Origin of the sequence: Bradyrhizobium sp. CCBAU 25360, from assembly GCF_028128695.1 — a bacterium.
Taxonomy (GTDB): domain Bacteria; phylum Pseudomonadota; class Alphaproteobacteria; order Rhizobiales; family Xanthobacteraceae; genus Bradyrhizobium; species Bradyrhizobium ottawaense.
In genome coordinates, this window is record NZ_LBJA01000045.1 from 705808 (window position 1) to 729868 (window position 24061).

General features: G+C 64.3%; 27 protein-coding genes and 1 tRNA gene. 16 read left to right on the top strand and 12 right to left on the bottom strand.

What is annotated here, in order from left to right:
- Nucleotides 1-191 precede the first annotated feature (191 nt).
- Both XH81_RS37600 and XH81_RS37605 read left to right on the top strand, forming a co-directional pair.
- On the top strand, nt 192-338 hold the full coding sequence (locus XH81_RS37600; protein WP_162832226.1) for a hypothetical protein: 147 nt from the start codon (nt 192-194) through the stop codon (nt 336-338).
- A gap of 326 nt (nt 339-664) precedes the next feature.
- Nucleotides 665-862 carry a hypothetical protein gene (locus XH81_RS37605; RefSeq protein ID WP_018323112.1) on the top strand — a complete coding sequence of 66 codons (198 nt, stop codon included), beginning with the start codon at nt 665-667 and terminating at the stop codon, nt 860-862.
- A 7-nt stretch (nt 863-869) separates the two neighbouring features.
- Here XH81_RS37605 and XH81_RS37610 read toward each other — a convergent pair whose 3' ends face one another.
- Both XH81_RS37610 and XH81_RS37615 read right to left on the bottom strand, forming a co-directional pair.
- Complete coding sequence (locus XH81_RS37610; protein WP_109866604.1) at nt 870-995, bottom strand: hypothetical protein; 126 nt, start codon at nt 993-995, stop codon at nt 870-872.
- Nucleotides 996-1097: 102 nt separating this feature from the next.
- Complete coding sequence (locus tag XH81_RS37615; RefSeq protein ID WP_028144755.1) at nt 1098-1328, bottom strand: hypothetical protein; 231 nt, start codon at nt 1326-1328, stop codon at nt 1098-1100.
- Nucleotides 1329-1609: 281 nt separating this feature from the next.
- On the opposite strand from XH81_RS37615, the gene XH81_RS37620 reads away from it, so the two are divergent.
- Complete coding sequence (locus XH81_RS37620; RefSeq protein ID WP_028144754.1) at nt 1610-1900, top strand: hypothetical protein; 291 nt, start codon at nt 1610-1612, stop codon at nt 1898-1900.
- 68 nt (nt 1901-1968) lie between these two features.
- Here XH81_RS37620 and XH81_RS37625 read toward each other — a convergent pair whose 3' ends face one another.
- Nucleotides 1969-2133 carry a hypothetical protein gene (locus XH81_RS37625; RefSeq protein WP_162832225.1) on the bottom strand — a complete coding sequence of 55 codons (165 nt, stop codon included), beginning with the start codon at nt 2131-2133 and terminating at the stop codon, nt 1969-1971.
- Nucleotides 2134-2375: 242 nt separating this feature from the next.
- Here XH81_RS37625 and XH81_RS37630 point away from each other — a divergent pair, with 242 nt between their 5' ends.
- The 5 genes from XH81_RS37630 to XH81_RS37650 all read left to right on the top strand — a co-directional run bounded on the left by XH81_RS37630 (nt 2376) and on the right by XH81_RS37650 (nt 5777).
- The gene (locus tag XH81_RS37630; RefSeq protein ID WP_028144753.1) at nt 2376-3137 is read left to right on the top strand and encodes an SIR2 family NAD-dependent protein deacylase; all 762 of its coding nucleotides are present in this window, start codon (nt 2376-2378) and stop codon (nt 3135-3137) included.
- A 197-nt stretch (nt 3138-3334) separates the two neighbouring features.
- Nucleotides 3335-3997: a cold-shock protein gene (locus XH81_RS37635; RefSeq protein WP_026202878.1), complete on the top strand. Its 663-nt coding sequence runs from the start codon at nt 3335-3337 to the stop codon at nt 3995-3997.
- A 169-nt stretch (nt 3998-4166) separates the two neighbouring features.
- Nucleotides 4167-4652, top strand: a complete 486-nt coding sequence (locus XH81_RS37640; RefSeq protein ID WP_028144752.1) for a DUF192 domain-containing protein — start codon at nt 4167-4169, stop codon at nt 4650-4652.
- Nucleotides 4653-4753: 101 nt separating this feature from the next.
- Nucleotides 4754-4830, top strand: a tRNA-Pro gene (locus XH81_RS37645).
- 752 nt (nt 4831-5582) lie between these two features.
- Nucleotides 5583-5777: a hypothetical protein gene (locus XH81_RS37650; protein ID WP_028144751.1), complete on the top strand. Its 195-nt coding sequence runs from the start codon at nt 5583-5585 to the stop codon at nt 5775-5777.
- A gap of 99 nt (nt 5778-5876) precedes the next feature.
- Here the strand turns inward: XH81_RS37650 and XH81_RS37655 are convergent, their stop codons facing one another.
- On the bottom strand, nt 5877-7052 hold the full coding sequence (locus XH81_RS37655) for an OpgC domain-containing protein (RefSeq protein ID WP_028144750.1): 1176 nt from the start codon (nt 7050-7052) through the stop codon (nt 5877-5879).
- A gap of 253 nt (nt 7053-7305) precedes the next feature.
- Between XH81_RS37655 and XH81_RS37660 the strand changes: the two genes are divergently transcribed.
- The 3 genes from XH81_RS37660 (at nt 7306) to XH81_RS37670 (ending at nt 8925) form a co-directional block, all read left to right on the top strand.
- Nucleotides 7306-7611 (top strand): ETC complex I subunit, encoded by a 306-nt coding sequence (locus tag XH81_RS37660; protein WP_028144749.1) that lies wholly within the window; start codon nt 7306-7308, stop codon nt 7609-7611.
- Nucleotides 7612-7886: 275 nt separating this feature from the next.
- Nucleotides 7887-8378 (top strand): Lrp/AsnC family transcriptional regulator, encoded by a 492-nt coding sequence (locus XH81_RS37665; RefSeq protein WP_038946708.1) that lies wholly within the window; start codon nt 7887-7889, stop codon nt 8376-8378.
- Between the two features lie 250 nt (nt 8379-8628).
- The gene (locus tag XH81_RS37670) at nt 8629-8925 is read left to right on the top strand and encodes a DUF3551 domain-containing protein (RefSeq protein ID WP_028144747.1); all 297 of its coding nucleotides are present in this window, start codon (nt 8629-8631) and stop codon (nt 8923-8925) included.
- 143 nt (nt 8926-9068) lie between these two features.
- Here XH81_RS37670 and XH81_RS37675 read toward each other — a convergent pair whose 3' ends face one another.
- The gene (locus tag XH81_RS37675) at nt 9069-10097 is read right to left on the bottom strand and encodes an AraC family transcriptional regulator (protein WP_028144746.1); all 1029 of its coding nucleotides are present in this window, start codon (nt 10095-10097) and stop codon (nt 9069-9071) included.
- A gap of 166 nt (nt 10098-10263) precedes the next feature.
- On the opposite strand from XH81_RS37675, the gene XH81_RS37680 reads away from it, so the two are divergent.
- Genes XH81_RS37680 through XH81_RS37695 form a run of 4 tightly spaced genes read left to right on the top strand, consistent with a single transcriptional unit; the run spans nt 10264 to nt 15950 of the window.
- Entirely contained in the window at nt 10264-11391 is a 1128-nt protein-coding gene (locus tag XH81_RS37680) for an isovaleryl-CoA dehydrogenase (protein WP_085967564.1), read from the top strand.
- A gap of 24 nt (nt 11392-11415) precedes the next feature.
- On the top strand, nt 11416-13020 hold the full coding sequence (locus tag XH81_RS37685; RefSeq protein ID WP_028144744.1) for a carboxyl transferase domain-containing protein: 1605 nt from the start codon (nt 11416-11418) through the stop codon (nt 13018-13020).
- A gap of 4 nt (nt 13021-13024) precedes the next feature.
- Nucleotides 13025-15028 (top strand): acetyl/propionyl/methylcrotonyl-CoA carboxylase subunit alpha, encoded by a 2004-nt coding sequence (locus XH81_RS37690; protein ID WP_028144743.1) that lies wholly within the window; start codon nt 13025-13027, stop codon nt 15026-15028.
- A 1-nt stretch (nt 15029) separates the two neighbouring features.
- A complete protein-coding gene (locus XH81_RS37695; protein ID WP_028144742.1) occupies nt 15030-15950 on the top strand; it encodes a hydroxymethylglutaryl-CoA lyase in 921 nt (306 codons plus the stop codon).
- 96 nt (nt 15951-16046) lie between these two features.
- Here the strand turns inward: XH81_RS37695 and XH81_RS37700 are convergent, their stop codons facing one another.
- From XH81_RS37700 to XH81_RS37715, 4 genes are all read right to left on the bottom strand, one after another.
- Entirely contained in the window at nt 16047-16973 is a 927-nt protein-coding gene (locus tag XH81_RS37700) for a dihydrodipicolinate synthase family protein (RefSeq protein WP_028144741.1), read from the bottom strand.
- A gap of 74 nt (nt 16974-17047) precedes the next feature.
- A complete protein-coding gene (locus XH81_RS37705; protein WP_028144740.1) occupies nt 17048-18031 on the bottom strand; it encodes a TRAP transporter substrate-binding protein in 984 nt (327 codons plus the stop codon).
- A 24-nt stretch (nt 18032-18055) separates the two neighbouring features.
- On the bottom strand, nt 18056-19321 hold the full coding sequence (locus XH81_RS37710) for a TRAP transporter large permease (protein ID WP_028144739.1): 1266 nt from the start codon (nt 19319-19321) through the stop codon (nt 18056-18058).
- On the bottom strand, nt 19321-19944 hold the full coding sequence (locus XH81_RS37715) for a TRAP transporter small permease (protein ID WP_038974096.1): 624 nt from the start codon (nt 19942-19944) through the stop codon (nt 19321-19323). Before XH81_RS37715 ends, XH81_RS37710 begins: the two co-directional genes overlap by 1 nt.
- Nucleotides 19945-20160: 216 nt before the next feature.
- On the opposite strand from XH81_RS37715, the gene XH81_RS37720 reads away from it, so the two are divergent.
- A complete protein-coding gene (locus XH81_RS37720) occupies nt 20161-20853 on the top strand; it encodes a GntR family transcriptional regulator (RefSeq protein WP_028144737.1) in 693 nt (230 codons plus the stop codon).
- A gap of 117 nt (nt 20854-20970) precedes the next feature.
- On the opposite strand, the gene XH81_RS37725 is transcribed toward XH81_RS37720, so the two are convergent.
- Genes XH81_RS37725 through XH81_RS37735 form a run of 3 tightly spaced genes read right to left on the bottom strand, consistent with a single transcriptional unit; the run spans nt 20971 to nt 23899 of the window.
- Nucleotides 20971-22329, bottom strand: coding sequence for a TRAP transporter large permease (locus tag XH81_RS37725; protein WP_018323135.1), 1359 nt, complete (start codon nt 22327-22329; stop codon nt 20971-20973).
- Complete coding sequence (locus XH81_RS37730; protein ID WP_028144736.1) at nt 22326-22880, bottom strand: TRAP transporter small permease; 555 nt, start codon at nt 22878-22880, stop codon at nt 22326-22328. Before XH81_RS37730 ends, XH81_RS37725 begins: the two co-directional genes overlap by 4 nt.
- Nucleotides 22877-23899, bottom strand: coding sequence for a TRAP transporter substrate-binding protein (locus XH81_RS37735; protein ID WP_028144735.1), 1023 nt, complete (start codon nt 23897-23899; stop codon nt 22877-22879). Before XH81_RS37735 ends, XH81_RS37730 begins: the two co-directional genes overlap by 4 nt.
- Nucleotides 23900-24061: the final 162 nt, after the last annotated feature.

Below are 24061 nucleotides of genomic sequence, written 5' to 3' on the forward strand. Positions count from 1 at the left end.
ATCGTTAGGAATCGCTTCGCCCTGATTTTTCCGACTCCGATTCGTTCCTTGAGAACGAAATGGAGTCGGATGCAGAACATGTTGCGCCTGCCGCGCGCGATGCGGCCACACACATCAAGACGAGACAACGTGATGCTTCGCACAGTCCCGCCCGCGCCTCCTCCGTAAGGAGTGAGGCGAGGGAGAGCGACATGAATGCGTGCTGGTTTCTCGCCGAGATCGCGAAAGTGTTCTGGTACGATCGACACCCACGCTTGCGCAACGGCAAGCCGTCGGTGCCGCAAGTGCCGCCGCCGGGATCGAAATCTCCCGAGGCCTCGTCTCCCGATGCGACGTGAGCCGATCGTCGTGCCTGCGCGCACGTTCTGTTAAGAGTTGCTCCGCGCCGATTTCTTCAATTCCGATTCGTTCTTCGAGAACGAAATGGTGTCGAAGCTGGAACAAAGCCGGTCGCCAGGCTGCGGTCGCTTCGGCTTCCTGCGATATGGCAAGCGGCTCGCTGGAAATCGCAGGCGCTCCGCAAACTCCTAACGATCATTTGCGCGGAAGCCGATAACCCTATTCGGTTAGGTTAAAAGCCCAATCGCGTTGCGCTTGTCGCTCGTTGCGGTAGGTGTCTGGCAAGGACAAGCAAGAAACGACCTTTGCCAAGAAGCATTTTATCATGACACCTTTTTCAGAGCCGTCCTTTTACCAAGGCGACCGACAGACCTACCGGCGCGTCGCCATCGTCGGCGCGCTGTTCTGTCTCGCTTTCGTGGTGATCAGCTTCTCGCTGCGGCCGCAGCTCGAGGACACGCGCGTCGCGGTCAAGGCCGACCGGCTGGTGCGCACGGCGGGCCAGGCGGCGCACGCCAATTAAAGCGGCGCTAGCGATCGTCGCTGTACATGCGATCGTCTGCCGGCAACTGCGGGCTCGCGGTGCCGCGCGAGGCGAGCGCCACGAAACCGGCATAGCCGGACAAATTGAGCAAAACTTCGAGCCACGCGGGCATGTCGGGCCTCTTCCGCTCTCTGCGTGAAGGGGGATTCAACGTCCGCGCGCATTTCTGGTTCCGTGCTCTTGCCAGGAAATGCGGAAGAAATTCGAAGGAAACTCAAAGCGGAGAAGAGGGGTCGAGCCGGCGGCCGAGGGTCGCGACGGATTCGCTCGACGGCTGCTCTTTCAGGAACTCGGCGATCGCCCGCGCCAGCTCGCCGTCGCTCATCGGCGTCGGCGGGGGGTGCAGCGTCCCGACACCGAAGCTGCGAACGATCTCATCGTAGTGCTGATCGTCGGATCTGGGAACCAGCCTGCGGATTCGGGCCAGCAAAGCGGATAACGGCAAACTCTCCTCCTCGGTCGTTCGCCCCGCTGGCAGCAATCGTGGTCTGCTGCCATCTGCTCCCGTGAAACTGAAAACCCCGCCAGCATCGCGGAGATGCTGACGGGGCTTCGTGCTGTCGCCTCGACCCGGATGGCGGAGGCTCCCGCACTTGAGGAGGCAATCCCCGGCCGGCGATTTCGTTCCGGCTGGATCGACCTTTTTTGCTGTGGCCGGTTCCGCGCCCTGCGCGCAACCATCGCAGGCGCTCGTCGTTATCTCCGCGAGACGCGAAGGAGGAGAGCATGAAAAAAACACTGGCAGTTCTGGCCACCGTCGCAGCCGTTGGCGTGACCGCGGTTGCGGCCCCTGCGCCTGCCGAGGCGCGCGGGCGCGGCATTGGCCCGGGCCTCGCATTCGGCCTCGCCGCCGGCGCGATCACCGCGGGTGCGGTCGCAGCGTCCCATCCGTACGGCTATTACGGCCCGCGCTACGGCTATTACGACGGCCCCGACTATTATTACGGGCCGGGCTCCTACGCCTATTACGGCGGCGGACCGTACTACCGGCACCACCGCCACTGGCGCCACTGGTAGTCTCTTTCAAGCGAAAAGCCCGGAGCGATGCTCCGGGCTTTTTTCACGTGCATTGATCGGGACGTGAATTACGGCCAGAGCGAGGGCCGTTCGACCTTGCGGGCGTTCTCCAGGGTCGACACGAAATACTCTTCGCGCTCGCGCTTGAATTTTTCCTGCGTGGCACGGAAGGCGGCGACACGGGCGGCGATTTCGTCGCGCTCACGAGCTTTGCGTTCTTCGTCTTCGGTCATGACCATCCCCTCGGGTTTACTTAACTCAACTCAAGCGCTGCCGCCGCATCATCTTGAGTCGCATTGACCCATCCATTGGGGCTCCTGAATGGGGCGTCAATGGGGAGGAGGCATTGCAGGATTGTGATATGCGAAGGTCGGAAAAAATTGCCGAGCATCTCGCGTTAGCGCTTGATAAGAGCGTCAACAATCTTGCCGCTTGTGCATGATGCTTGTCAGGCGAAACGAATCGGAGGCCGCGATTGATTGCATCGGATCTTCAGAGCGGCGTTGAACGGCTCGGCGACATGATCGCCGAGGCAAGGGTCATCGTGCCGTTCACCGGCGCCGGCATCTCGACCGAATGCGGCATTCCCGACTTCCGCTCGCCGGGCGGAATTTGGACGCGCAACCGTCCGATCCCGTTCGACGAATTCGTCGCGAGCCAGTCAGCGCGGGACGAGTCCTGGCGCCGCCGTTTTGCGATGGAGGAGGTCTTCGCGGCGGCAAAACCCGGCCGCGGCCATCGGGCGCTGGCCTCGCTCTACCGCGCCGGCAAGGTTCCCGCCATCATCACCCAGAACATCGACAATCTGCACCAGGCCTCCGGCTTCGCCGGCGAGCACGTGATTGAACTTCACGGCAATACCACTTATGCGCGTTGTATCGGATGCGGGCAGGCCTATCCGCTCGACTGGGTGAAGCGTCGCTTCGACGGCGACGGCCTCGCGCCAAACTGCACCGCGTGCGGTGAGCCGGTGAAAACCGCCACGATCTCCTTCGGCCAGATGATGCCCGATGATGAAATGCAGCGCGCGACCGCATTGTCGCAGGCCTGCGACCTCTTCATCGCGATCGGTTCCTCGCTCGTGGTGTGGCCCGCGGCGGGCTTTCCGATGATGGCGAAGAACGCCGGTGCACGTCTGGTGATCATCAACCGCGAGCCGACCGAGCAGGACGACATTGCCGATCTCGTCATCCACCACGACATCGGCGAAGCACTCGGGCCCTTTGTCGGCAATTGAGGCATCAATTTGATTCGCGGCTGTGCAAGCTGTTCATAGGTTCCGGCGAATCTCTTTTTTATCTATGCCTCGCAACCGGGAGTGTTATCTTTTGAGTCGAAAGATTCGCGTCGCGTCCAGTTGAGAAGGTTCTCGAAAGACGCGTGATTCGATACCGCTGCTGAGGCGGGTCGCATGACAGTGTGGGGTCCGGGGTTATGGGGTCGTCGGACGGATTTGAGTCCAAGAAGCTCGGGGTTCCCGGGCAGGGGGCATCGCCCGGGCGGATCACGCCGGGCGAGCACGGCAGTGCCGGTCGCGAGAGCGGGCTCAGTCCGTTCAGCGGGCTCGGCGAGACCAGCGCCAATCTCGTTGAAGTCCACGGCGTCATCAAATGGTTCGACGCCTCCAAGGGCTATGGCTTCATCGTTCCCGACAATGGTTGGCCGGACGTGCTCCTACACGTTACCGTGCTTAGGCGCGACGGCTTCCAGACCGCCTATGAAGGCGCCCGCATCGTCGTCGAGTGCATCCAGCGCGCCAAGGGTTACCAGGCGTTCCGCGTGGTTTCGATGGACGAGTCGACCGCGATCCATCCGGCGCAGATGCTGCCGCCGCGCACCCATGTCACGGTCACCGCGACCAGCGGGCTGGAACGGGCCCAGGTCAAATGGTTCAACCGGCTGCGCGGCTTCGGCTTCCTGACCTGCGGCGAGGGCACGCCCGACATCTTCGTGCACATGGAGACGCTGCGCCGCTTCGGCATGACCGAGCTCAGGCCCGGCCAGTATGTCCTGGTCCGCTTCGGGCCCGGCTCCAAGGGCATGATGGCGGCCGAGATCCATCCCGAGACCGGATCGCCGGGATTGCAGTCGCACTAAGCGCGAGGAGACTCGCGCTCTGGCGTCCAAGTCCCTGCAAGCTTTCAAATCCCCCAAGCTTCATTTCCCGCAATCGTGAGCAGGGCCGCGTCGGCAGACCGGTGCGCCTCTGGCTTTTCCGGCGACCGCCGCGTAAGGACTGGTCCAGTCCCACGCCTCGAGTGCCCCCATGAATCCTGATCGAAAGGCTGTCTGGTCCGCCCTGAAGGGCTGGCTTGCCGCCATCCTCGTCATCGCCGGCTGTGCTGTTGCCGGCGCGCCCGCCGGCGCCGCCAGCTTCCAGCCGCTCGAGATCGTCACCAAGAACGGCGTGCAGGTGTTCTCGGTGGAAGTGGCGACGACCGAGGAGGAGAAGCAGACCGGCCTGATGTACCGCAAGGAGCTGGCGGACGGCAAAGGCATGCTGTTCGACTTCAACCCCGAGCAGGAGGTGTCGATGTGGATGAAGAACACCTATGTCTCGCTCGACATGATCTTCATCCGCGCCGACGGCCGCATCCTGCGCATCGCCGAGAATACCGAGCCGATGTCGACCAAGATCATCTCGTCCCGGGGGCCCGCCCGGGCCGTGCTGGAGGTGGTGGCGGGAACAGCGCAGAAATACGGCATCCGCCCCGGCGACCGCGTCGGCCATCCGCTGTTCGGCAGCAAATAGGCGGGCGGGCGAGCGCCTGCCGGACCCTGGAAGCTTGCCGGCGCTTTGGAAGCCTTGCTGGCGCCTTGGGAAGCGTGTATCGACGGGGCTCGCCGGACATTCGGGGTATAGCGCAGCCTGGTAGCGCGGCAGTTTTGGGTACTGCAGGTCGTTGGTTCGAATCCAGCTGCCCCGACCAGTCCCGAGGGTGAATCTCCTGGACCTTTTCCCTCCGACCTCCGACGCGATCTGACAGGCGGCGTTTCCGCGACTTCTGCGCGATGTTTCAAGCGGTTGCGGCGCGCTGACCGGGACAGAATTCCCGATGCCGCATCGAACCTTTGGCTGTCGCCACAGACATATGTGTGTTGGGGATTTCAGCGCCCAATGTCTAAACGGACGCCGCCAAGCGATGATATTCCGCTTGCGCGGCGTTGCGCTTTTCGGCTGCCGCCTTTTCGGATCCGGCCAATCAGCTCGAGGCGTACCAGCCGAGCGGAAACGGCAGCAGCGGCCATATCCCGTGGTTGTCGTTGGCGGCTTTCGTCAGTTCTTGCGCCGGCGTCCTTGCGATTGGCACAGGAGGTGTCGATCGCAGCGCCAGGCGCAGACGTTCACACTGCAAATTCATTGTGGTCGCCCTGACGAGATTCTCGAAATTTCAATTCACAAAATTGGACGTCAGCTCAATCAAATCGCCACGCGCCCAAGATGGCGCGGTCATTCTCAAATCGTGCGCGTATTGTAGATAAGTCGGCGCCGGCTTTCAACCGATCTCGGCCCCAGGCCGGGAGAAGTAAGGTTGACCGGTTAGGTTAAGGATGAGCGGTTGTTGCGGCCGCTTCGGCGATCGTTATCAGATCGATTCCGGCTCGCGATGGGCTGCCTGCAATTCGTGCTCACACAAGGTCACGGTTCGTCGCAGCGCGCGTATCCTGTGAGTTCTGCGTCATGTCTTTCGATCGCAACTTCAAAACCGTCGGTCCGCAATCGAGCTGGAGCGAGATCTGGCACCTCTGGACCGTGATCGTGCCCCGCCGCTCGATCAACGGGCAGCTCGTGGTCGGCAAGGTCTGGCGCCGCCATGACGGCCGCGACTGGATCTACAAGAAATTCACCGAGTTCGACGGCGAAGAAGCCGCCTGAAGCGCGCCGAACCATCGTCGCGCCTTGGGCCATTGCTGAGCCATCGATCTTGGCCCATGGCGGTGGAAGGCCGCGCTTCAACCGCCAGGCGTTGCCGGATCAGGCCGCCTTCGCCGCGGCTGCCGCCGGCTTGGGTGGCGGTGGCTTCAGCGGCTTGTCCTGCTTCTTCGACCACGAGATGTAATAGGCCACCGTCGTCATGATCGCGATGCCGGCGACGCTGACGAAGATCTGTGCGAGCAGCGAGCCCGAGCTCATCGACAGCTCGAAATGGCCGACGAACGACAGGAACACGCCGACACAGAACACGGCGAGCGACTGCTGGCCGCAGACGATCAGGGGATCGAACACTTTCCATTCCAGCCCCGGCCATTCCTTCGGCACGAAGCGGATCACCAGGATCACGATCACGACGAAGTGGAGGAAGCGGTAGGGCGCAAGGTTGGTCTTGTCGTTCGGGTTGAAGGCCGAGAACAGCCACTCCGGGAACATGCCGCCGAACGTGGGGAAGCGGCCGGCCATGGTCATGACCAGCGCGAACAGGAGATAGCCGAGACAGAGATAGAGCGTGATCGGCGCGTTGATCAGCGTCATCGAGCGCCGCGCGCCGCCCATCGCGCACCAGGCGCCGAACACGAACAGCACCTGCCAGCAATACGGGTTGAAGTACCACTGGCCGGCCGGATAGGCATTCAGATTCCAGCCGAAGTGACGCGCCGCCAGCCACAGCACGATCGCCAGCACCATCGTCAAATCGGGCTTGCGCAGCATGAACCACAGCACCGGCGGGAACAGGCCCATCAGCACGATGTAGAGCGGCAGCACGTCGAGATTGAGCGGCTTGAAGCGCAGGAACAGGCCCTGGCGTAGCGTCTCGGTGGCGTTGTCGACGAGGCCGGCGACGTTGAACTCGTTGATCATCTCGCTATCGCCGAAGCGCAGCGCCAGATAGCTGATCGAGGCGATATAGATCACGAACAGGATGATGTGGGCGACGTAGAGCTGCCAGACCCGCTTGGTCAGCCGGGTGGCGCCGACCAGGAAACCGCGCTCCAGCATCATCCGCGCATAGACGAACGAGGCGGTATAACCGGAGATGAACACGAACAGGTCGGCGGCGTCGGAAAAGCCGTAATTGCGGGTCGTGACCCAGTTCACGACGTTGTCGGGGATGTGGTCGAGGAAGATCGCCCAGTTCGCGACCCCGCGAAACAGGTCGAGCCTGAGGTCACGGCCTTTTTCAGGGAGCGTGGCGTTGATGTTCAGGAAGGCCATGCGACGGAAGCTCTCGGAGGGGCGGTTACGCTGATGTCGGCGAAGCAGTGCCGCCGGGCGGGACCCCAGCGCGAACGGCGGGTACGCAATTGTCACGGTGCAGCATAATGACTATACCGTCGGAGAAGGTTGCCCGGGGCCGGAATCACCGATCAGTTCCCAATCGGTGTCTGTATACTATCCCTGAGGTTTCCACCAACTGCTACCGTGACGCATCGAAATCGAGCGAAAAGACGAAGAGGCCGGACCGCCAATGACCGCACGCATTTTCAAGCCCGCCAAGAACGCGATGCAATCCGGCCGGTCCAAGACGAAGGAATGGCAGCTCGACTACGAGCCGGAGCAGCCCCGCTCGGTCGAGCCGCTGATGGGCTGGACCTCGTCGGGCGACATGAAGCAGCAGATCACGCTGCGCTTCCACAGCAAGGAAGAGGCGATCGCCTATTGTGAGCGCAAGGGCATCGCGTACCAGGTGATCGAGCCGCAGGATTCGATCCGCCGCCCGGCCGCCTATGCCGATAATTTCTCCTTCCGCCGCGGCGAGCCTTGGACGCATTGAGGGGCGGCTGCTGCGACGTTAATCGACGTGATGTACTCGTCATGCCGGGCCCGTCCCGCCTGCGCGGCCGAAGCCGCTTCGGCGAGGCGAAGGCCCGGGCATCGACGTTTTGGGCGCGTGAACGAACATGCGTGGCCGGGACAGGCCCGCCATGACGGTGGGGGAGGCATTCCTCCCGAACGCGATGGCGTCGCGCCCCGGGTTCGGACCCTTGGCACCAATTCCGCCGCGTGCTTCGCTGCCCCGCATGACACGACCATGACGAGGGTACGGCTATGGCCGGGCGTGACCAGCTCGACGGCGTCGATCTAAAAATACTGTCCGAGCTGCAGCAGGACGGGCGTATCCGCAACAACGAGCTGGCGCTGCGCGTCGGCGTATCCGCGCCGAACTGCCTGCGGCGGCTAAAATCGCTGTTCAGCCGTGGCGTGATCCGGGCGGTGCGCGCGGTCATCGACGAGCGGCGGCTCGGCTATGAGGTGGTCTCGTTCGTCTCGATCCAGCTCGGCAGCCAGGCCCAGCCGGTGCTGGAGGCGTTCGAGAGCTCGATCGCCGCGATCCCGCGCATCCAGCAGTGCTGGCGGATCTCGGGCGACACCGACTATCTCCTGAGATGCGTGGCGCCGAGCGTCGAGAGCATGCGCCAGCAGCTGCTGCATTTCGCGGCGATGCCTGACGTGAAGAACGTTCGGAGCTTCCCCGTGCTGGGTGTCGCGAAGGATGTGCCACTGCCGTTGCAGAACGTCGCGGCGGCATCTGCGGGCTAGCGGCAGGCCACGCCCGAGGGCAGCCTGCACTGCACTTGCATCAATTGCGAAAGAGTTGGAGGCGATCGCCCTGGTGGCACTATAATGCTTATCAACTCACCTAATTGAGAAATGTGATTATCACATCCCAGCAATGCGCTGAGCCGTGATTGATGGTTCCCGTGGTTGGCCTACATGCGAGGTGTGAGCCTCAGCGCGCGTTGCGAGTCGAGGGCTCGCATGTGGGACTTCTTAAGCAGGAAAAGACATCATGACCTCGGTTTCGAAGACGTTCGCAGTTTCCGCCGCGACGCTGTTTGCGTCCGCGTTTCTGGTGCTGACGGCACCGACTGCGAAAGCGGAAGATTATTGCATCACGAACGGTGCCCAGGCCGCTCACGGCTGCGGCTATCCGACGATGGAAGCCTGCCGCGCCGCTGCCGGCGGTATCGGTGGAACGTGCGCGCAGAGCGGTGCGAAGAGCGCGACCGACTCTCTCGCCTATCAGCCGAAGCATTCGCAGTCGCGCAGCAAGCTTCGGAGCGGCGCGCAGACCAACTCGAATTGATCAGAGATAGGACTGGTGGTTTCGACCTTTACGGCCTTCGGGAGTGATCCCGGGGGCCGCAAACGTCTGAGGAGTACGGCGCCTCAGGGTGCTCGCCCTCTCGGCACGCACGGAAGACCGCGACGTGCTTTCCGGATGATGTCTTAGCGATACCGCCCGCGAAACTCGCGGGGACTGGCGCCGCTCCAGTTGCGGAAGGCGCGCGAAAAACTCTTCTCGTTGCGGAAGCCGGCGATCTCCGCGATGCGTTTGATCGGCGTGCGGCCTCGCATCAGCTCCTGTTTTGCCAGTTCGAATTTTGCCTCTTCCTTGAGGTCGCGCAACGAGGTGGCCTCCTCGCGCAGGCGCCGATGCATGGTGCGAGTGGAGAGCGCAAGCTCGCTTGCGACATCCTCGGCACCGAGACTGCGTCCGCGCGCATTGCGGAGCACGCGGCGGACACGCTCGACCAGCAGCCGGTCGCGCCGATAGGGCAGCACGGTCAACCGCAGCGCGCCCTTGAGCATGTTGTCGAGATCGGCCGGACTGCGCGTCAGCGGCAGCGATAGATAATGCTTGTCGAAGACGATCCGAGCGCAGTCCGCGTCGAAGCGGACGCTTTTGCAGAAGATGGTCGGGTAGACCGAAACGTGTCCCGGCTCAGGATAAGGGAATTCCGCCGCGCGTAGCGCAATCGCGGAATCGACCGCCCAGCAGGAGAAGCCGAGGGCGTAGCGGAGCAGAGTGACGAGGCAGAATTCGCGCAAGGGCCCGAGGTCGCGCAGTTCCCGGATCGAGACGACCGCGGTCTCCTCACTGAGCTCGAGATCGAGCAGCACGTCCTCGGTGAGCAGACGATGATGCCGGCACCAGCGCTTGAGCGCGACCTCCAGCGTCGGCGCCGTGATCGAGGCGCGGCACAGCATGCCGTAGGTACCGAAGGGCAGGCGGCGCGAGAACCAGCCGAGCGCCTCGTCGTCGAGCTCCCGCATGGCATGGCCCGCCAACGCCTCGAACTGGGCGGCGGTGATCCGCCCACCCGGAGAATTGACAAGGTCTGGCGCTACCTGTCCCCGCTGCAGCGCTTCGGCCGGATCCCGTCCGTATCGCGCATAGGCGGCAACCACGCCCCGCACGAAGGCGGTGGGGGTCACGGCGCGGCGCGAGGTCGCGGTGGCGGCTTGAAAAGGCATTGCGAACCTTTGGGAATTCCTCTCGAAAATCCTCGCCAAGTTTGGCGGAAAATGCAACCTTTTCGACCGCAAGAGGGCTTCGATCCGGCTAGGTTCGAAGGTCAAATACGGAGGAATCGCCTTGAACATCCCGAGCATCGACTTCGAACTGGGCGAAGACGTCGGCATGCTGCGCGACACGCTTCGCGCCTTCGTGGAGGCGGAGATCACCCCGCGCGCGGCCGACATCGAGAAGGCCAATCTGTTCCCCGCAGACCTCTGGAAGCGCTTCGGCGACCTTGGCCTGCTCGGCATGACCGCGCCGGAGCAATATGGCGGCTCGAACATGGGCTATCTCGCCCACATCGTCGCCATGGAGGAGATTTCGCGCGGCTCCGCTGCCGTGGGGCTGTCCTACGGCGCCCATTCCAACCTCTGCGTCAACCAGATCCGGCGCAACGGCAATGACGCGCAGCGCCAGCGCTATTTGCCGAAGCTGATCTCCGGCGACTATGTCGGCGCGCTCGCCATGTCCGAGCCGGGCGCCGGCTCCGACGTCGTCTCGATGAAGTTGCGCGCCGACAAGCGCGGCGACCGCTACGTCCTCAACGGCTCGAAGATGTGGATCACCAATGGCGGCGACGCTGACGTGCTCGTCGTCTACGCCAAGACCGATCCGGCGGCCGGCCCGCGTGGCATGACCGCTTTCCTGATCGAGAAGGGCTTCAAGGGTTTTACCCACGGCCAGCATCTCGACAAGCTCGGCATGCGCGGCTCCAACACCTATCCCTTGTTCTTCGACGAGTGCGAGGTGCCGGAGGAGAACGTGCTCGGCAAGGTGGGCGAGGGCGTCAAGGTGCTGATGTCCGGCCTCGACTATGAGCGCACGGTGCTGTCGGGCGGTCCGCTCGGGATCATGGCGGCCTGCATGGACGCGGTCGTGCCCTACATGCACGAGCGCAAGCAGTTCGGCCAGCCGATCGGCGATTTCCAGCTGATGCAGGGCAAGCTCGCCGACATGTATGCGACGTGGCAGGCCACTCGCGCCTATGTCTATGCGGTGGGACGCGCTTGCGACCGCGCCGACCACGCCCGCAGCTTGCGCAAGGATGCGGCGGCGGCGATCCTCTATTCCGCGGAGAAGGCAACGTGGATGGCCGGCGAGGCAATCCAGGCGCTTGGCGGCGTCGGCTACACCAGCGAATTCCCCGTGGGGCGTCTCTGGCGCGACGCCAAGCTCTACGAGATCGGCGCGGGGACGTCCGAAGTTCGCCGCATGCTGATCGGCCGCGAACTGATGTCCGAGACGGCTTAAAACCTTCACCTTATTGGAATCAACATGCCGCTCCATTCCAGCATCGATCCATCTTCATCAGGCTTTTCGCGCAATGCAGAAGCCATGCGCACGCTTGTCGCCGACTTGCGCGAAAAGCTCGCCCAAGTCGCAGGCGGCGGCGGCGAGGCCTCGCGCAACCGCCACACCTCGCGCGGCAAGATGCTGGCACGCGAGCGCGTCGACCTGCTGGTCGATCCCGGCACCTCCTTTCTGGAGCTGTCGCCGCTCGCGGCCTATGGCCTCTATGGCGGCGACGTGCATTCGGCGAGCGTCGTGACGGGGGTGGGTCGTATTTCGGGGCGCGAATGCATGATCGTCGCCAACGACGCCACCATCAAGGGCGGCACTTACTACCCCATGACGGTGAAGAAGCATCTGCGCGCGCAGGACGTGGCGCGGCAGAACAATCTGCCCTGCGTCTACATGGTCGATTCCGGCGGCGCCTTCCTGCCGCTGCAGGACGAGATCTTCCCGGACGAGCGGCATTTCGGCCGCATCTTCTATAACCAGGCGCAGATGTCGTCCCAGGGCATTCCGCAGATCGCCATCGTGATGGGCTCCTGCACCGCCGGCGGTGCCTATGTCCCCGCGATGTCGGACGAGAGCATCATCGTGCGCAATCAAGGCACCATCTTCCTCGGCGGCCCGCCGCTGGTGAAGGCCGCGACCGGCGAGGTCGTCAGCGCCGAGGAGCTCGGCGGCGCCGACGTGCATTCGCGCCAGTCGGGCGTCACGGACCACTATGCCCAGAACGATGCCCATGCGATCGGCATCGCGCGGCGCATCGTCGGCACGCTGAAGCCGTCGGTGCGGCCGAACCTCAACATGCACAAGCCGCGCGATCCGCTGTTCGCGGCCGAGGAGATCTACGGCGTGGTGCCGGTCGACGGCAGAAAGCCGTTCGACGTGCGCGACATCATCGCCCGCGTCGTGGATGGCTCCGAGTTCGACGAGTTCAAGAAGCTCTACGGCACGACGCTGGTCTGCGGCTTCGCCCATATCTGGGGCTATCCGGTCGGCATCATCGCCAACAACGGCATTCTCTTCAGTGAGAGTTCACTGAAGGGCGCCCATTTCATCGAGCTGTGCTGCCAGCGCGGCATTCCCCTGGTGTTCCTGCAGAACATCACCGGCTTCATGGTCGGCAAGAAATACGAGGCCGGCGGCATCGCGCGCGACGGCGCCAAGCTCGTGACCGCGGTTGCGACGGCATCGGTGCCAAAGTTCACCGTCGTGATCGGCGGCTCCTATGGCGCCGGCAATTACGGCATGTGCGGCCGCGCCTACTCGCCGCGCTTTCTCTGGATGTGGCCGAACGCGCGCATCTCGGTGATGGGCGGCGAGCAGGCCTCGATGGTGCTGAGCCAGGTCCGGCGCGACAATATCGAGGCCAAGGGCGATAGCTGGTCGAAGGAAGAGGAAGACAAATTCCGCGAGCCCATCCGCGCACAATACGAGAGCCAGGGACACCCGTACTACGCGACCGCGCGGCTGTGGGACGACGGCGTGATCGACCCCGCCGACACGCGCCTCGTGCTCGGCCTTGGCCTCTCGGCGGCGTCGAATGCGCCGATCGAGCCGACGAAATTCGGCCTGTTCAGGATGTGATGCGATGGACCACTCAAAGCTCTACCGTCGTTTTCGCACGCTCCTGATCGCCAACCGCGGCGAGATCGCCTGCCGCGTCATCCGCACCGCGCGTGCCATGGGGCTGCGCACGGTCGCGGTCTATTCTGAGGCCGACCGCGACGCGATGCATGTCGCGCTCGCCGACGAGGCCGTGCTGCTCGGGCCGGCGCGGGCCCGCGACAGCTATCTCAATGTCGAGCGGCTGATCGAGGCCGCGCGCAAGACCGGCGTCGAGGCCGTGCATCCCGGCTACGGCTTCCTGTCGGAGAATGCCGAATTCGCACGGGCCTGCTTCGATGCAGGGCTGGTGTTCGTCGGTCCGACCGCCGGGATGATGACGGCGATGGGCTCGAAGTCCGGCTCGAAAGAGCTGATGGAGAAGGCCGGCGTGCCGCTGGTGCCCGGCTATCACGGCGAAGCCCAGGACGAGGCGACGCTTTCGAAGGCGGCCGACAAGATCGGCTTCCCGATTTTGGTGAAGGCCTCCGCCGGCGGCGGCGGCCGCGGCATGCGCATCGTGCGCTCGGCCGACGAGCTTGCGCCTGCGATCGTCAGCGCCAAGCGCGAGGCCAAGGCCGCGTTCGGCGACGATCGCATGCTGATCGAAAAGTATGTCGATAATCCCCGGCATATCGAAGTGCAGATCATTGGCGACAGCCATGGCAATCTGCTGTCGCTGTTCGAGCGCGAATGCACGCTGCAGCGCCGGCACCAGAAGGTGATCGAGGAGGCGCCGTCGCCGACGCTCAATCCCGCCCAGCGCGAGGCGGTCTGTGCCGCCGCGCGAAAAGCGGCCGGAGCGGTGAACTATGTCGGTGCCGGCACCATCGAGTTCGTCTCCGACGGCAAGGACGTGTTCTTCATCGAGATGAACACACGCCTGCAGGTCGAGCATCCCGTGACCGAGCTGATCACCGGGATCGACCTCGTGGAATGGCAGCTGCGCGTCGCCTTCGGCGAGGCGCTGCCGCTGAAGCAGGACGAGATCAAGCTCAACGGCCACGCCGTCGAGGCGCGCGTCTACGCGGAGAATCCGACCAAGAACTTCATGCCGTCAGTCGGGCGGATCTCGACCTGGCGGCTGCCCGCCGAGACCGGTGGCCTACGCATCGACGCCGGCTACCGCGAGGGCGATAGCGTCTCGCCTTACTATGACGCCATGCTCGCAAAAATGATCGCATGGGCGCCGACGCGGGATGTCGCGATCGAACGGCTGAACCGCGGGTTGGAAGAGTCCGATGTCCGCGGCATCGTCAGCAACATCCCGTTCCTGTCGGCGCTGATGACGCATCCGAAGGTGCGGACGAATGCGATCGATACCGGCTTCATCGAGCGTGAGCTGGCGGTGCTGACACAGGCCGCGCCGGCGCCGGGTGAGCTCGAACTGTGCGCCGCAGTGGCCGCTATCATCAGCGACGAGCAGCGGGCCGCCCAAGCGGAGGCGAATTCGCCCTGGCAAACCTTTGGCTGGCAGCCGGTCGGCCGCCGGCAGCGCAGCTTTGCCTTTCGCGTCGGTCACGGCCCCGAGCAGAAGATCGTGCTGAACTACGGCAGCGGCCCGTCCACGCTTGTCATCGGCGAACGCGAATTGGCGTTCGCGATCACGCCACGCGACGGCGGCTTCGACCTGACGCTTGATGGCGTCAAATCCTCGGTCGCCGCAGTCATCGCCGGCCATGAGCTTTACTTGCGCACGCGCAACGGCCGCTTCGACCTGCATTGGGTCGATCCGTTCGGCGGTGAGACCGAAGAGCAGACCGGCCAGGACAAGATCGCAGCGCCGCTGCCGGGCACCGTCGTCGCCGTGCTGGCCGAGGAGGGGGCCAAGCTCGAGAAGGGGGCGCCGATCCTGACGCTGGAAGTGATGAAGATGGAGCAGACGCTGCGCGCGCCCTATGCCGGCGTCTTGAAGTCCATCAAGTGCAAGGTCGGCGACATCGTGCAGGAGGGCGTCGAACTCGCGGTGGTCGATCCTGCGGGAGAGTGACATGAGCGACCCCGTCCGCATCATCGAAATGGGGCCGCGCGACGGCCTCCAGAACGAGAAGACGCCCGTCAGCGTCGAAGCCCGTATCGCCTTCGTCGAGGCGCTGGTCGCGGCCGGCCTCGATACGGTCGAGGTCGGGGCGTTCGTCTCACCCAAGGCGATCCCGCAAATGGCAAGCTCGGATGCCGTGCTGCGCGGCGTGAGCGGCATCAAGGGCGCCGAATTCCACGTGCTGGTGCCCAACGAGAAGGGCTATGACGCCGCGCGCGCCGCGGGCGCGAAAGTGGTTTCGGTGTTCGCGGCGGCGTCCGAGGGCTTTTCGCGCGCCAACATCAATTGCACCGTTGCGGAGTCCATTGAGCGGTTCAGGCCGGTGCTGGCTCGTGCCAAGGCTGACGGCGTCAGGGTGCGCGGCTATATCTCCTGCGTGCTGGGCTGTCCGTTCGACGGTGAGATCAAGCCGAAGGCCGTCGCCGATCTTGCGAGCACGTTGTCGGAACTCGGCTGCTACGAGATCTCGCTCGGCGACACCATCGGCGTCGGCACGCCTGATAAGGCCAAGGAGATGCTGCGCGCGGTTGCCGCCAACATTCCCGCCGCCAAGCTTGCAATGCATTTCCACGACACCTACGGCCAGGCGCTCTCCAATCTCTATGCCGGCCTGGAGGAGGGCGTCCGCGTCATCGACGCCGCGGCCGGCGGCCTCGGCGGCTGCCCCTACGCGCCGGGAGCGACCGGCAACGTCGCGACCGAGGACGTCGTCTACATGCTCGAGGGCATGGGTGTCAGGACCGGCGTCGACATGGAGAAGCTGCTGGCGGCCACGAACGAGATGAGCGGCGTGCTGGGCAAGCCGCCCGTGAGCCGGGTCGCGTCCGCACTGAATGCGAAGAAGAAGCGGGCCGCGACTTCAGCTCCGTAGGGTGGGCAAAGGCGCGAAGCGCCGTGCCCACCATCTTTCGATTGTTGAGACAGGTGGTGGGCACGCTTCGCTTTGCCCACCCTACGAGACCTCCCGTCAGGCCGCCTTCAGCCCCACATCCGGCAGACGCGGCCGGCTCTTCAGCGCCTTGGCCATCATCGCCTCGACCTCGGCCTTCTCCTGCGGCAGCAGCGCGAGGCGCGGCGGGCGGGTCAGCGCGGTACCACGGCCCATGATGTGCTCGCACAGCTTGATGCACTGGACGAGATCGGGGCGCGCATCGAGGTGCAAGAGCGGCATGAACCATTCGTAGATCGGCATCGCCTCGGCGAGGCGGCCGGCCTTGGCGAGGCGAAACAGCGTCTCGCCCTCGCGCGGGAAGGCGTTCGACATGCCGGAGACCCAGCCCACGGCGCCCATGGCGATACTCTCGACGATGACGTCGTCGAGGCCTGCGAACAGCACGAAGCGGTCGCCGACCATGTTGCGGGTATCGATGAAGCGCCGCGTGTCTCCGGACGAATCCTTGAAGCAGACTACGGTCTCGACGTCGGCGAGCGTGGCGAGAATGTCCGGGGTGACGTCGTTCTTGTAGATCGGCGGATTGTTGTAGAGCATCACGGGCAGGTCGGTCGCGGAGGCAACGGCGCGGAAATGCGCGGCAGTCTCGTGCGGCTTGGACGAATAGACCAGCGCCGGCATCACCATCACGCCGTCGATGCCGACGCGCGCGGCTTCCTTCGCCGTCTCGACCGCAAACGCCGTGGTGAATTCGGCGATGCCGCACAATACGGGCACGCGGCCGGCGGCGACCGACTTGGCCGTCTCCATGATCGCGACCTTCTCCTTGCGCTCCAGCGAGGTGTTCTCGCCGACCGAGCCGCAGACGATCAGTCCGGAGACGCCGTCGCGGATCAGACCGTCCATCACCTTCGCGGTTGCATCGATGTCGAGCGAGAGATCGTCGTGGAATTGCGTGGTGACGGCCGGGAAGACGCCTTCCCAGGAAACGCGGCGGCTCATTGATTTGACTCCAAGTAAGATTGACGGCGGGGGGCTGGATCCGCCGGGCGTGGTGAAGAGGCTGACGGGTGGGATCAGAGCGTCGCGCCGACCTTGCGCAGCTCGGCGAGAACCGGTGCCTTGGGCAGCCAGATCTTGTCGAACTCGGCAATGACGGCTTCGGTGTCGCCGGCGGGGACCTGGCGGATCGGGATCGGCGCGTTCTTGAAATTCTCGATCAGCGCGGGCTCGTTGCCGGCGAGTTCGTCGATCTGCGCATCCAGCGTCGCCTTGACCGTCTTGGCGATCAGCTCGCGGTCGGCAGCGGGGAGCGACTGCCAGACCCGTCCGGAGACGACGGCCGCCATCGGCATGAAGACGGCATTCATCTGCAGGATCACCTTGGAGACCTTGTCGAAACGCTGGTTCCAGGAGAATTCGAGATCGGCCTCGAGGCCGTCGACCTGGCCGTTGGCCATGGCGTCGAACACCTGTGGCGTGGGGATCGGCGTCGGCGCAGCGCCGAGGGACGAGTAGAAGTCGCGATAGACCGGCGTCGGGTTGATGCGCAGCTTCATGCCCTTGATGTCGGCGAGCGTCGTCAAATCCTTCGACGAGAACACCGCGCGCATGCCGGTGATGCCCCAGCCAAGCCCGATCGTTCCGGTTTCCTGCGGCAGCACGTCGAACAGTTTGACGGCCGCCGGATGCCGCACGAATTTCGCCACCGCCGGCGTCGAGCGCACGATGTAGGGCGCGTTGATCGCGGCGATGTGCGGCACGCGCGAGCCGAGCTCGGCGGCCTGGATGAAGCCCATGTCGAGCGCTCCGGACTGCAATTGCTGCATCATCGCGGGCTCGTTGCCGAGCTGGCCGGAATGGAACACGGTCAAGGTCAGGCGGCCGTTGGTTGCGGCCTTGAGATCGTCGCCGAATTTGAGCGCGGCCTTATTCCAGGAATGGCCGTTCGGCGTGATCAGGCCGAGGCGGAATTCCTTGGTCTGGGCGAGCGCCAACGACGGTGCGAACACCGATGTGGCGGCACTGGCGGCGAGAAAGCGGCGGCGTGTAAGCGGCATGGTCGGGCTTCCTTTTGAACGGGCCTATTTGATGAGGATCAGCGAGAGCGACGGATAGAGCGAGAGCAGCACGAGGAGGACGCAGGAGATGACGAAGAAGGGCAGCGTCACCATGAACATCTTGCCGGGCTTGGCGCCGGTGACGGCGGCCGCGACGAAGAAGCAGAGCCCGACCGGCGGCGACAGCAGGCCGAGCACGAGATTGATGACCACCACGACGCCGAAATGCCGGGGATCGATGTGATAGACCTCGGTTGCAACAGGCAGCAGGATCGGCACCGTCATGATCAGGCCGGGAATGCCGTCGATGACCGTGCCGATCACCAGCAAGATGACGTTGCAGATCAGCATGAAGCTGACCGGGTCTTTGGCAGCCGTCTGGATCCAGGCAGCCGTCTCCTGCGGCACCTTGCCGAAGATCAGGACCCAGGAGAACACGGCGGCGGCCGCGACCAGGAACAGCACGATCGCCGAATAGATCGCGCTGCGCAGCATCATCTGCGGCAGCTGCGAGAACTCGAACTCCCTGGTCCAGTATTTTCCGACGAGTGCGGCAGCCACCGCGCCGACGGCGGCGGATTCCGTCGCATTGGCAAGGCCGCTCAGAATCGTGCCGACGATGACGACCGGGATCAGCAGCGTCGGCGACGTCCGCAGGATCGTCATGACGCGCTGGCGCGGTGTCTGATAGTCCGCACGCGGATAGTTGTAGACGTAGCCCATCAGCGCGATGACGAGGCAGAACATCACGGTGAGGATGACGCCCGGCACGATGCCGGCGATCAGCATGTCGCTGACCGAGACCTGCGCGAGCACGCTGTAGACCACGAACATCACCGAGGGCGGTATGATCGGTCCGAGCATGCCGCCATAGGCGGTCAGTCCCGCCGCAAACGTCTTGTCGTAACCCTTCTTCTCCATCTCCGGCACCATGATCTGGGCCATGATCGCGACCTGTGCGGTCGCCGATCCCAGGATCGAGGAGATGAACATGTTGGCGAGGATGTTGACGTAGGCGAGCCCGCCTTTGAGCGAGCCGACGAAGGCCATCGCCATGTCGACGATGCGCCGTGTGATGCCGCCGCCGTTCATGATCTCGCCGATCAGGATGAAGAGGGGAATCGCGATCAGGCCGTAGCTGTCGACGCCGCCGAACAGCTGCAGCGGATAGGACTGGAATAGCACGGGATTGCCGGATGCCGCGATGTAGACGAGCCCGGCGAGGCACAGGCAGAGGCCGATCGGCACGCCGACCAGCATGAAAACCATAAAGGCCGCTGACGTGATCATCAGTTGACCCCGTCGAGCTCGGAGAGCTGGAAGCCCTTTGGCGGCACGCGCGGCACCAGCCCGAGATCTTCCAGCAAATTGGCGAGGCCGTGAACGGTCATCGACACCGCGAAGATCGGCAGCGTCAGGTAGAGCACCCAGGTCGGCCAGTTCAGCGTCTGCGTGTGCTCGGTGTAGAGGAAGTTGAAGGTTTCGGCCGCGAGCTTGCGCCCGTCGAAGCCGGCGCGGGCGAGGCCAACCGGATCCATCCAGAGCATGCAGGTGACGATCAGGGCGGCACCGAACACGACGACGAGGCCGGTCGAGATCACCTTCGCGATCTTCTGGTGCTGCGGCGAAAGACGTTCCGTCAGCATGGTCACCGCGAAGTCGAGCCGCAGGCGCGTCATCGTGGAGGCGCCGATGAAGGTCAGCCAGACCACGCAATAAACAGCGGATTCGTCGATCCAGTAGATCGGAAAGCGCGCGTAGCGGGTGACGACGTTCACCAGGATCAGGCCGGTCAGCACGTACATCAGGCCCATCAGCGCAAGGCGCTCCACGGCGAGCAGGGCGCTGGAGGCGCGAATGACCATCCGTCGAACGCTGAACGCGCGGTTGGCCGGGATCGTCTGCTCGATCATGAAAGAGGCCCCACACCCCGAAAATTGTCGTGCTATCGACAAATGTATAATTTATACAATTTGGGTGTCAAACGGAGATTGGGGTCATTTCGGCGGCAGGCCGCGCTTTTGCTGGGCACGCCGCTTTGCGGGGCACCCGGCTTTTGCTGGAGCGCCCGACATGCAAGAGAGAGACCGCTTCGGCCGGACGAGTCGGGAAGGACAACAGAAGGTCAGATGAAACAGCCTCTGAAGCATCGCACCCTGTCGGCCGCGATCGTCGACCAGCTCAGGCAGGCGATCCTCGACGGTACCTATCCGGCCGGATCGCAGTTGCGGCAGGATGCCCTTGGCGAGGCCTATGGCGTCAGCCGCATCCCGGTGCGCGAGGCGCTGTTTCAGCTCGAGGCCGAAGGCCTGGTGCGGATTGTTCCGCAGAAGGGCGCCATCGTCTCCGAGCTGTCACTGGACGAGATCAACGACGTCTTCGATCTGCGCCGCATTCTGGAGCCGCGCCTCCTCGCGCAGTCGGCGCCGCATTTCACTGCTGACGATTTCGACGGGCTCGACGACATCCACAAGAGTTTCGAGAAGGCGATCAAGGCGCGCAATGTCAGCGAATGGGGCCAGCTCAACGCCGACTTCCACATGGCGCTCTATGTTCACGCCCCGCAGCCGCGCACGCGCGCGATCGTGCTGTCGCTGCTCCAGACCAGCGACCGCTACACGCGGCTGCAGCTCTCCAACACCAAGGCGATGGGGACGGCCGAAAAGGAGCACGCCCATATGATCGCGCTCTGCCGCGCGCAGAAGGTCGAGGAGGCCTGCCGCTTCCTGGAGCGGCACATCGAAGCCGTGCGCAAAGATCTGTTGCAGGTGGTGGCCGGCAGCGTGGTCGCGCCGAAGGTGCGGCGGAAGACCGAGCCGTAATCGCTGCACGCGTAGGGTGGGCAAAGGCGCATCGCGCCGTGCCCACCATCTCTCCGTGATCATCGACAGGTGGTGGGCACGCTGCGCTTTGCCCACCCTACGGCACCTGTGACGCCGTTACCTGCTCCCGTCCGGCCCCATCACCAGATCCGGCAGCCCGGTCGAAATCGCCGGGAAGAAGCACAGCAGCAGCACTGCCAGCATCATCAGCAGCACGAAGGGTAGCGTACCCCAGATCACCTCGCGCAAGGGGATGTCCGGCGCGACGTTGCGGATGACGAAGATGTTGAGGCCGACGGGCGGATGGATCAGCCCCATCTCCATCACGATGGTCATGACCACGCCGAACCAGATGATGTCGAAGTTCGCGGCACGGAGCGGCGGCAGGATGATCGGTGCCGTCATCAGGATGATCGAGACCGGCGGCAGGAAGAAGCCGAGCACGACGACCATGACGAGGATCGCAAACAGCAACTCCCAGCGCGGCAGGTGCATCGCGACGATGGATTCGGCGACCGATTGCGAGATGTGCAGATAGCTCATCACGTAGGAATAGAGCAGCGACATGCCGATGATCATCATCAGCATGGTCGATTCCCGGATCGTCGACTTCATGATGGGCGCAAGGTCGCTCGGCCGCCACACGCTGTAGATCGCCGCGATCAGCGCCAGTGCCAGCAGGCCACCGAGGCCGGCGGTCTCTGACGGCGTGGCGTAGCCGCCATAGAGCGCGATCATCACGCCGGTGAGCAGCAGCACGAACGGGATCACGCGCGGCAGCACGCTGAAGCGTTCGGCGAGCGTGTATTCGTCGCGGGCGAGGATCGCTGCTTCCGGGCCGCCGTTCTTGTAGATCGCTTCTGCGGCGGCATATTCCTGGCGGAAGCGGATCACGGCGTAGGCGCCGAACAGCGAGACCAGCAGCAGGCCGGGGCCGATGCCGGCGAGGAAGAGCCGTCCGAGCGATTTTTCGGCTGCGACCGCGAACAGGATCATGGTGATCGAGGGCGGCAGCAGGATGCCGAGCGTGCCGCCGGCAGCGATGATCCCTGCGGCAAAGCCGCCGGAATAGCCGCGCTTGCGCATCTCGGGAATGCCGGCCGAGCCGATCGCCGAGCAGGTCGCAGGCGAGGAGCCCGCCATCGCCGCGAACAGCGCGCATGCGAACACGTTGGCAACGCCGAGCCCGCCGGGAACGCGATGCAGCCAGGCATGCAGGGCCGAATAGAGATCCTGGCCGGCGCGCGACTTGCCGATCGCGGCGCCCTTCAGGATGAAGAGCGGGATCGACAACAGCGTGATCGAGGCCATTTCCTCGTAGACGTTTTGCGTCACCGTATCGAGGGACGCCGCCGGCATGTAGATGCCCATGAACACGACCGCGACCGCGCCGAGCGCGAACGCAATGGGCATGCCCGAGAACATCACGAGCAGCGTCGCAACACCGTAGGCAACGCCGATACCGAACACGCTCATGGACGCTTGGCTCCGGTAAACGGCAGCGCAAGCTGCACGAGGATCTGGATGCAGAGCAGGCTCATGCCGAACGCCATCAGCGAATAGGGAATGGCGAGCGGCGGCGACCACATCGAGTTCGAGACCTGGCCGTCGACATAGGCCTCGTGGGCCAGTGTCCAGGACTTCCAGGTGAAGAAGGCGCAGAACAGAAACGTGGCGGCATCGACCAGCCAGAGCCTGATCCGGTTCGCGAGCGGCGAGAGCAGGCCGACAAAGGCCTCGATGCCGATATGGCCGCGGTTCTGCTGCACGTAGGCGGCCGTCATGAAGGTCGCGCCGACCAGCAGGAACACGGCGGCCTCGTCCTGCCAGTAATTGGCGGCCTTGAACAAGGCGCGGCTGAGCACGCTGTAGCTCAGGATGGCGCAGGCCGCGACCAGCGCGATCGCGGCGAACACCACGATGATGCTGTTGAGGATGGCGAGACCACGATCGACCGCTGCCGCAAGGCCTGTCCTTGCGGCCGCGCTGGTTTGATCGTCACGATCCGGAAGCGGACCGTGGCTCATGCGGCGACGTCGGTGGCGAGCTTGAGCAGGTTCGCCGAGGTCGCGGTCTTGGCGCTGTAGTCCTTCCAGGCGGTGTCGCGGGCGATGTCACGCCACTTGCCGACGGTCGCGGCGTCGAGCACCGAGACCTTGGCGCCGGCCTTCTCGTAGACCTTGGCGACCTCGACGTCGTCGTCCTGCGCGCCCTTGCGGCCGAAGGCCTCGAGCTCGGTGCCGACCGCGAGCAGGATGTCCTGCTGGTTCTTCGGCAGCTTGTCGAAGATCGCCTTCGACATCATCAGCGGCTCGAGCATGAACCAGTAGGAGGCGCCTGCGCCCGAGGTCAGGGACTTGGCGACCTCTTCCAGACGGAACGAGATCAGGCTGGTCGAGGAGGTGATGCCGGCATCGCAGGCGCCGGTCTGCATCGCCGCGTAGATTTCGTTCGAGGGCACGGACAGCACCGAGGCGCCGGCGGTCTGGAGCACCATGTCCATCTCGCGCGAGCCGCCGCGCACCTTCAGGCCCTTGGCGTCTTCCGGCGCGACGATCGGCTTGGAGCGGCTGGCGACTCCGCCGGCCTGCCAGACCCAGGAGAGCAGGATGATGCCCTTGTCGGCGAGGAAGTCGGTCAGCGCCTTGCCGACCGGCTCCTTCTTCCAGCGCAGGCCCTGGTCGTAGGTGGTCACGAGGCCGGGCATCAGGCCGATATTGGTCTCCGGCAGCTCACCGCCAGCGTACGGCATCGGGTAGAGGCTGATGTCGAGCGCGCCCTTGCGCATCGCGGAGAACTGCGCGTTGGTCTTGATCAGCGAAGAGTTCGGATAGATCTCGGCGGCGATGTCGCCGTTGCTGCGCTTGCTGACTTCGGCAGCGAACATGCGGCAGAGCCGGTCCCGGAAATCACCTTTGTCGATGGTGCCGCCCGGGAACTGGTGCGAGATTTTCAGCGTGGTCGCGGCCTGCGCGGTGCCGGTGCCGAAGCGGAGAATGGCGGGTGCGGCGACCGCGGTCGCGAGCAGATGGCGGCGCGTGAGCATGGTGTGATCCCTCTGAACGTTTCTTCGAACGGTTCTTGTTGGCGTGATTTGGGCGGGTCATGTGACCGGCACGTAGGCCCATCCTAGCCGGTCTTTCACCCGATATTCTCTCATCTGATAGTTCGAGACCGAATGCCACGGCAAGGGGGTGGCCGTGCTGCG

What these genes read in the sequence shown, in the direction of transcription:
- XH81_RS37650 (WP_028144751.1), top strand. Translation starts at nt 5,583, where the DNA reads ATGTCTTTCGATCGCAACTTCAAAACCGTCGGTCCGCAATCGAGCTGG.
- XH81_RS37710 (WP_028144739.1), bottom strand. Translation starts at nt 19,321, where the DNA reads ATGATCACGTCAGCGGCCTTTATGGTTTTCATGCTGGTCGGCGTGCCG.
- XH81_RS37600 (WP_162832226.1), top strand. Translation starts at nt 192, where the DNA reads ATGAATGCGTGCTGGTTTCTCGCCGAGATCGCGAAAGTGTTCTGGTAC.
- XH81_RS37640 (WP_028144752.1), top strand. Translation starts at nt 4,167, where the DNA reads ATGAATCCTGATCGAAAGGCTGTCTGGTCCGCCCTGAAGGGCTGGCTT.
- XH81_RS37680 (WP_085967564.1), top strand. Translation starts at nt 10,264, where the DNA reads ATGCTGCGCGACACGCTTCGCGCCTTCGTGGAGGCGGAGATCACCCCG.
- XH81_RS37660 (WP_028144749.1), top strand. Translation starts at nt 7,306, where the DNA reads ATGACCGCACGCATTTTCAAGCCCGCCAAGAACGCGATGCAATCCGGC.
- XH81_RS37690 (WP_028144743.1), top strand. Translation starts at nt 13,025, where the DNA reads ATGGACCACTCAAAGCTCTACCGTCGTTTTCGCACGCTCCTGATCGCC.
- XH81_RS37725 (WP_018323135.1), bottom strand. Translation starts at nt 22,329, where the DNA reads ATGAGCGTGTTCGGTATCGGCGTTGCCTACGGTGTTGCGACGCTGCTC.
- XH81_RS37620 (WP_028144754.1), top strand. Translation starts at nt 1,610, where the DNA reads ATGAAAAAAACACTGGCAGTTCTGGCCACCGTCGCAGCCGTTGGCGTG.
- XH81_RS37720 (WP_028144737.1), top strand. Translation starts at nt 20,161, where the DNA reads ATGAAACAGCCTCTGAAGCATCGCACCCTGTCGGCCGCGATCGTCGAC.
- XH81_RS37705 (WP_028144740.1), bottom strand. Translation starts at nt 18,031, where the DNA reads ATGCCGCTTACACGCCGCCGCTTTCTCGCCGCCAGTGCCGCCACATCG.
- XH81_RS37665 (WP_038946708.1), top strand. Translation starts at nt 7,887, where the DNA reads ATGGCCGGGCGTGACCAGCTCGACGGCGTCGATCTAAAAATACTGTCC.
- XH81_RS37685 (WP_028144744.1), top strand. Translation starts at nt 11,416, where the DNA reads ATGCCGCTCCATTCCAGCATCGATCCATCTTCATCAGGCTTTTCGCGC.
- XH81_RS37605 (WP_018323112.1), top strand. Translation starts at nt 665, where the DNA reads ATGACACCTTTTTCAGAGCCGTCCTTTTACCAAGGCGACCGACAGACC.
- XH81_RS37735 (WP_028144735.1), bottom strand. Translation starts at nt 23,899, where the DNA reads ATGCTCACGCGCCGCCATCTGCTCGCGACCGCGGTCGCCGCACCCGCC.
- XH81_RS37610 (WP_109866604.1), bottom strand. Translation starts at nt 995, where the DNA reads ATGCCCGCGTGGCTCGAAGTTTTGCTCAATTTGTCCGGCTATGCCGGT.
- XH81_RS37695 (WP_028144742.1), top strand. Translation starts at nt 15,030, where the DNA reads ATGAGCGACCCCGTCCGCATCATCGAAATGGGGCCGCGCGACGGCCTC.
- XH81_RS37675 (WP_028144746.1), bottom strand. Translation starts at nt 10,097, where the DNA reads ATGCCTTTTCAAGCCGCCACCGCGACCTCGCGCCGCGCCGTGACCCCC.
- XH81_RS37625 (WP_162832225.1), bottom strand. Translation starts at nt 2,133, where the DNA reads ATGACCGAAGACGAAGAACGCAAAGCTCGTGAGCGCGACGAAATCGCC.
- XH81_RS37635 (WP_026202878.1), top strand. Translation starts at nt 3,335, where the DNA reads ATGGGGTCGTCGGACGGATTTGAGTCCAAGAAGCTCGGGGTTCCCGGG.
- XH81_RS37715 (WP_038974096.1), bottom strand. Translation starts at nt 19,944, where the DNA reads ATGATCGAGCAGACGATCCCGGCCAACCGCGCGTTCAGCGTTCGACGG.
- XH81_RS37730 (WP_028144736.1), bottom strand. Translation starts at nt 22,880, where the DNA reads ATGAGCCACGGTCCGCTTCCGGATCGTGACGATCAAACCAGCGCGGCC.
- XH81_RS37655 (WP_028144750.1), bottom strand. Translation starts at nt 7,052, where the DNA reads ATGGCCTTCCTGAACATCAACGCCACGCTCCCTGAAAAAGGCCGTGAC.
- XH81_RS37670 (WP_028144747.1), top strand. Translation starts at nt 8,629, where the DNA reads ATGACCTCGGTTTCGAAGACGTTCGCAGTTTCCGCCGCGACGCTGTTT.
- XH81_RS37700 (WP_028144741.1), bottom strand. Translation starts at nt 16,973, where the DNA reads ATGAGCCGCCGCGTTTCCTGGGAAGGCGTCTTCCCGGCCGTCACCACG.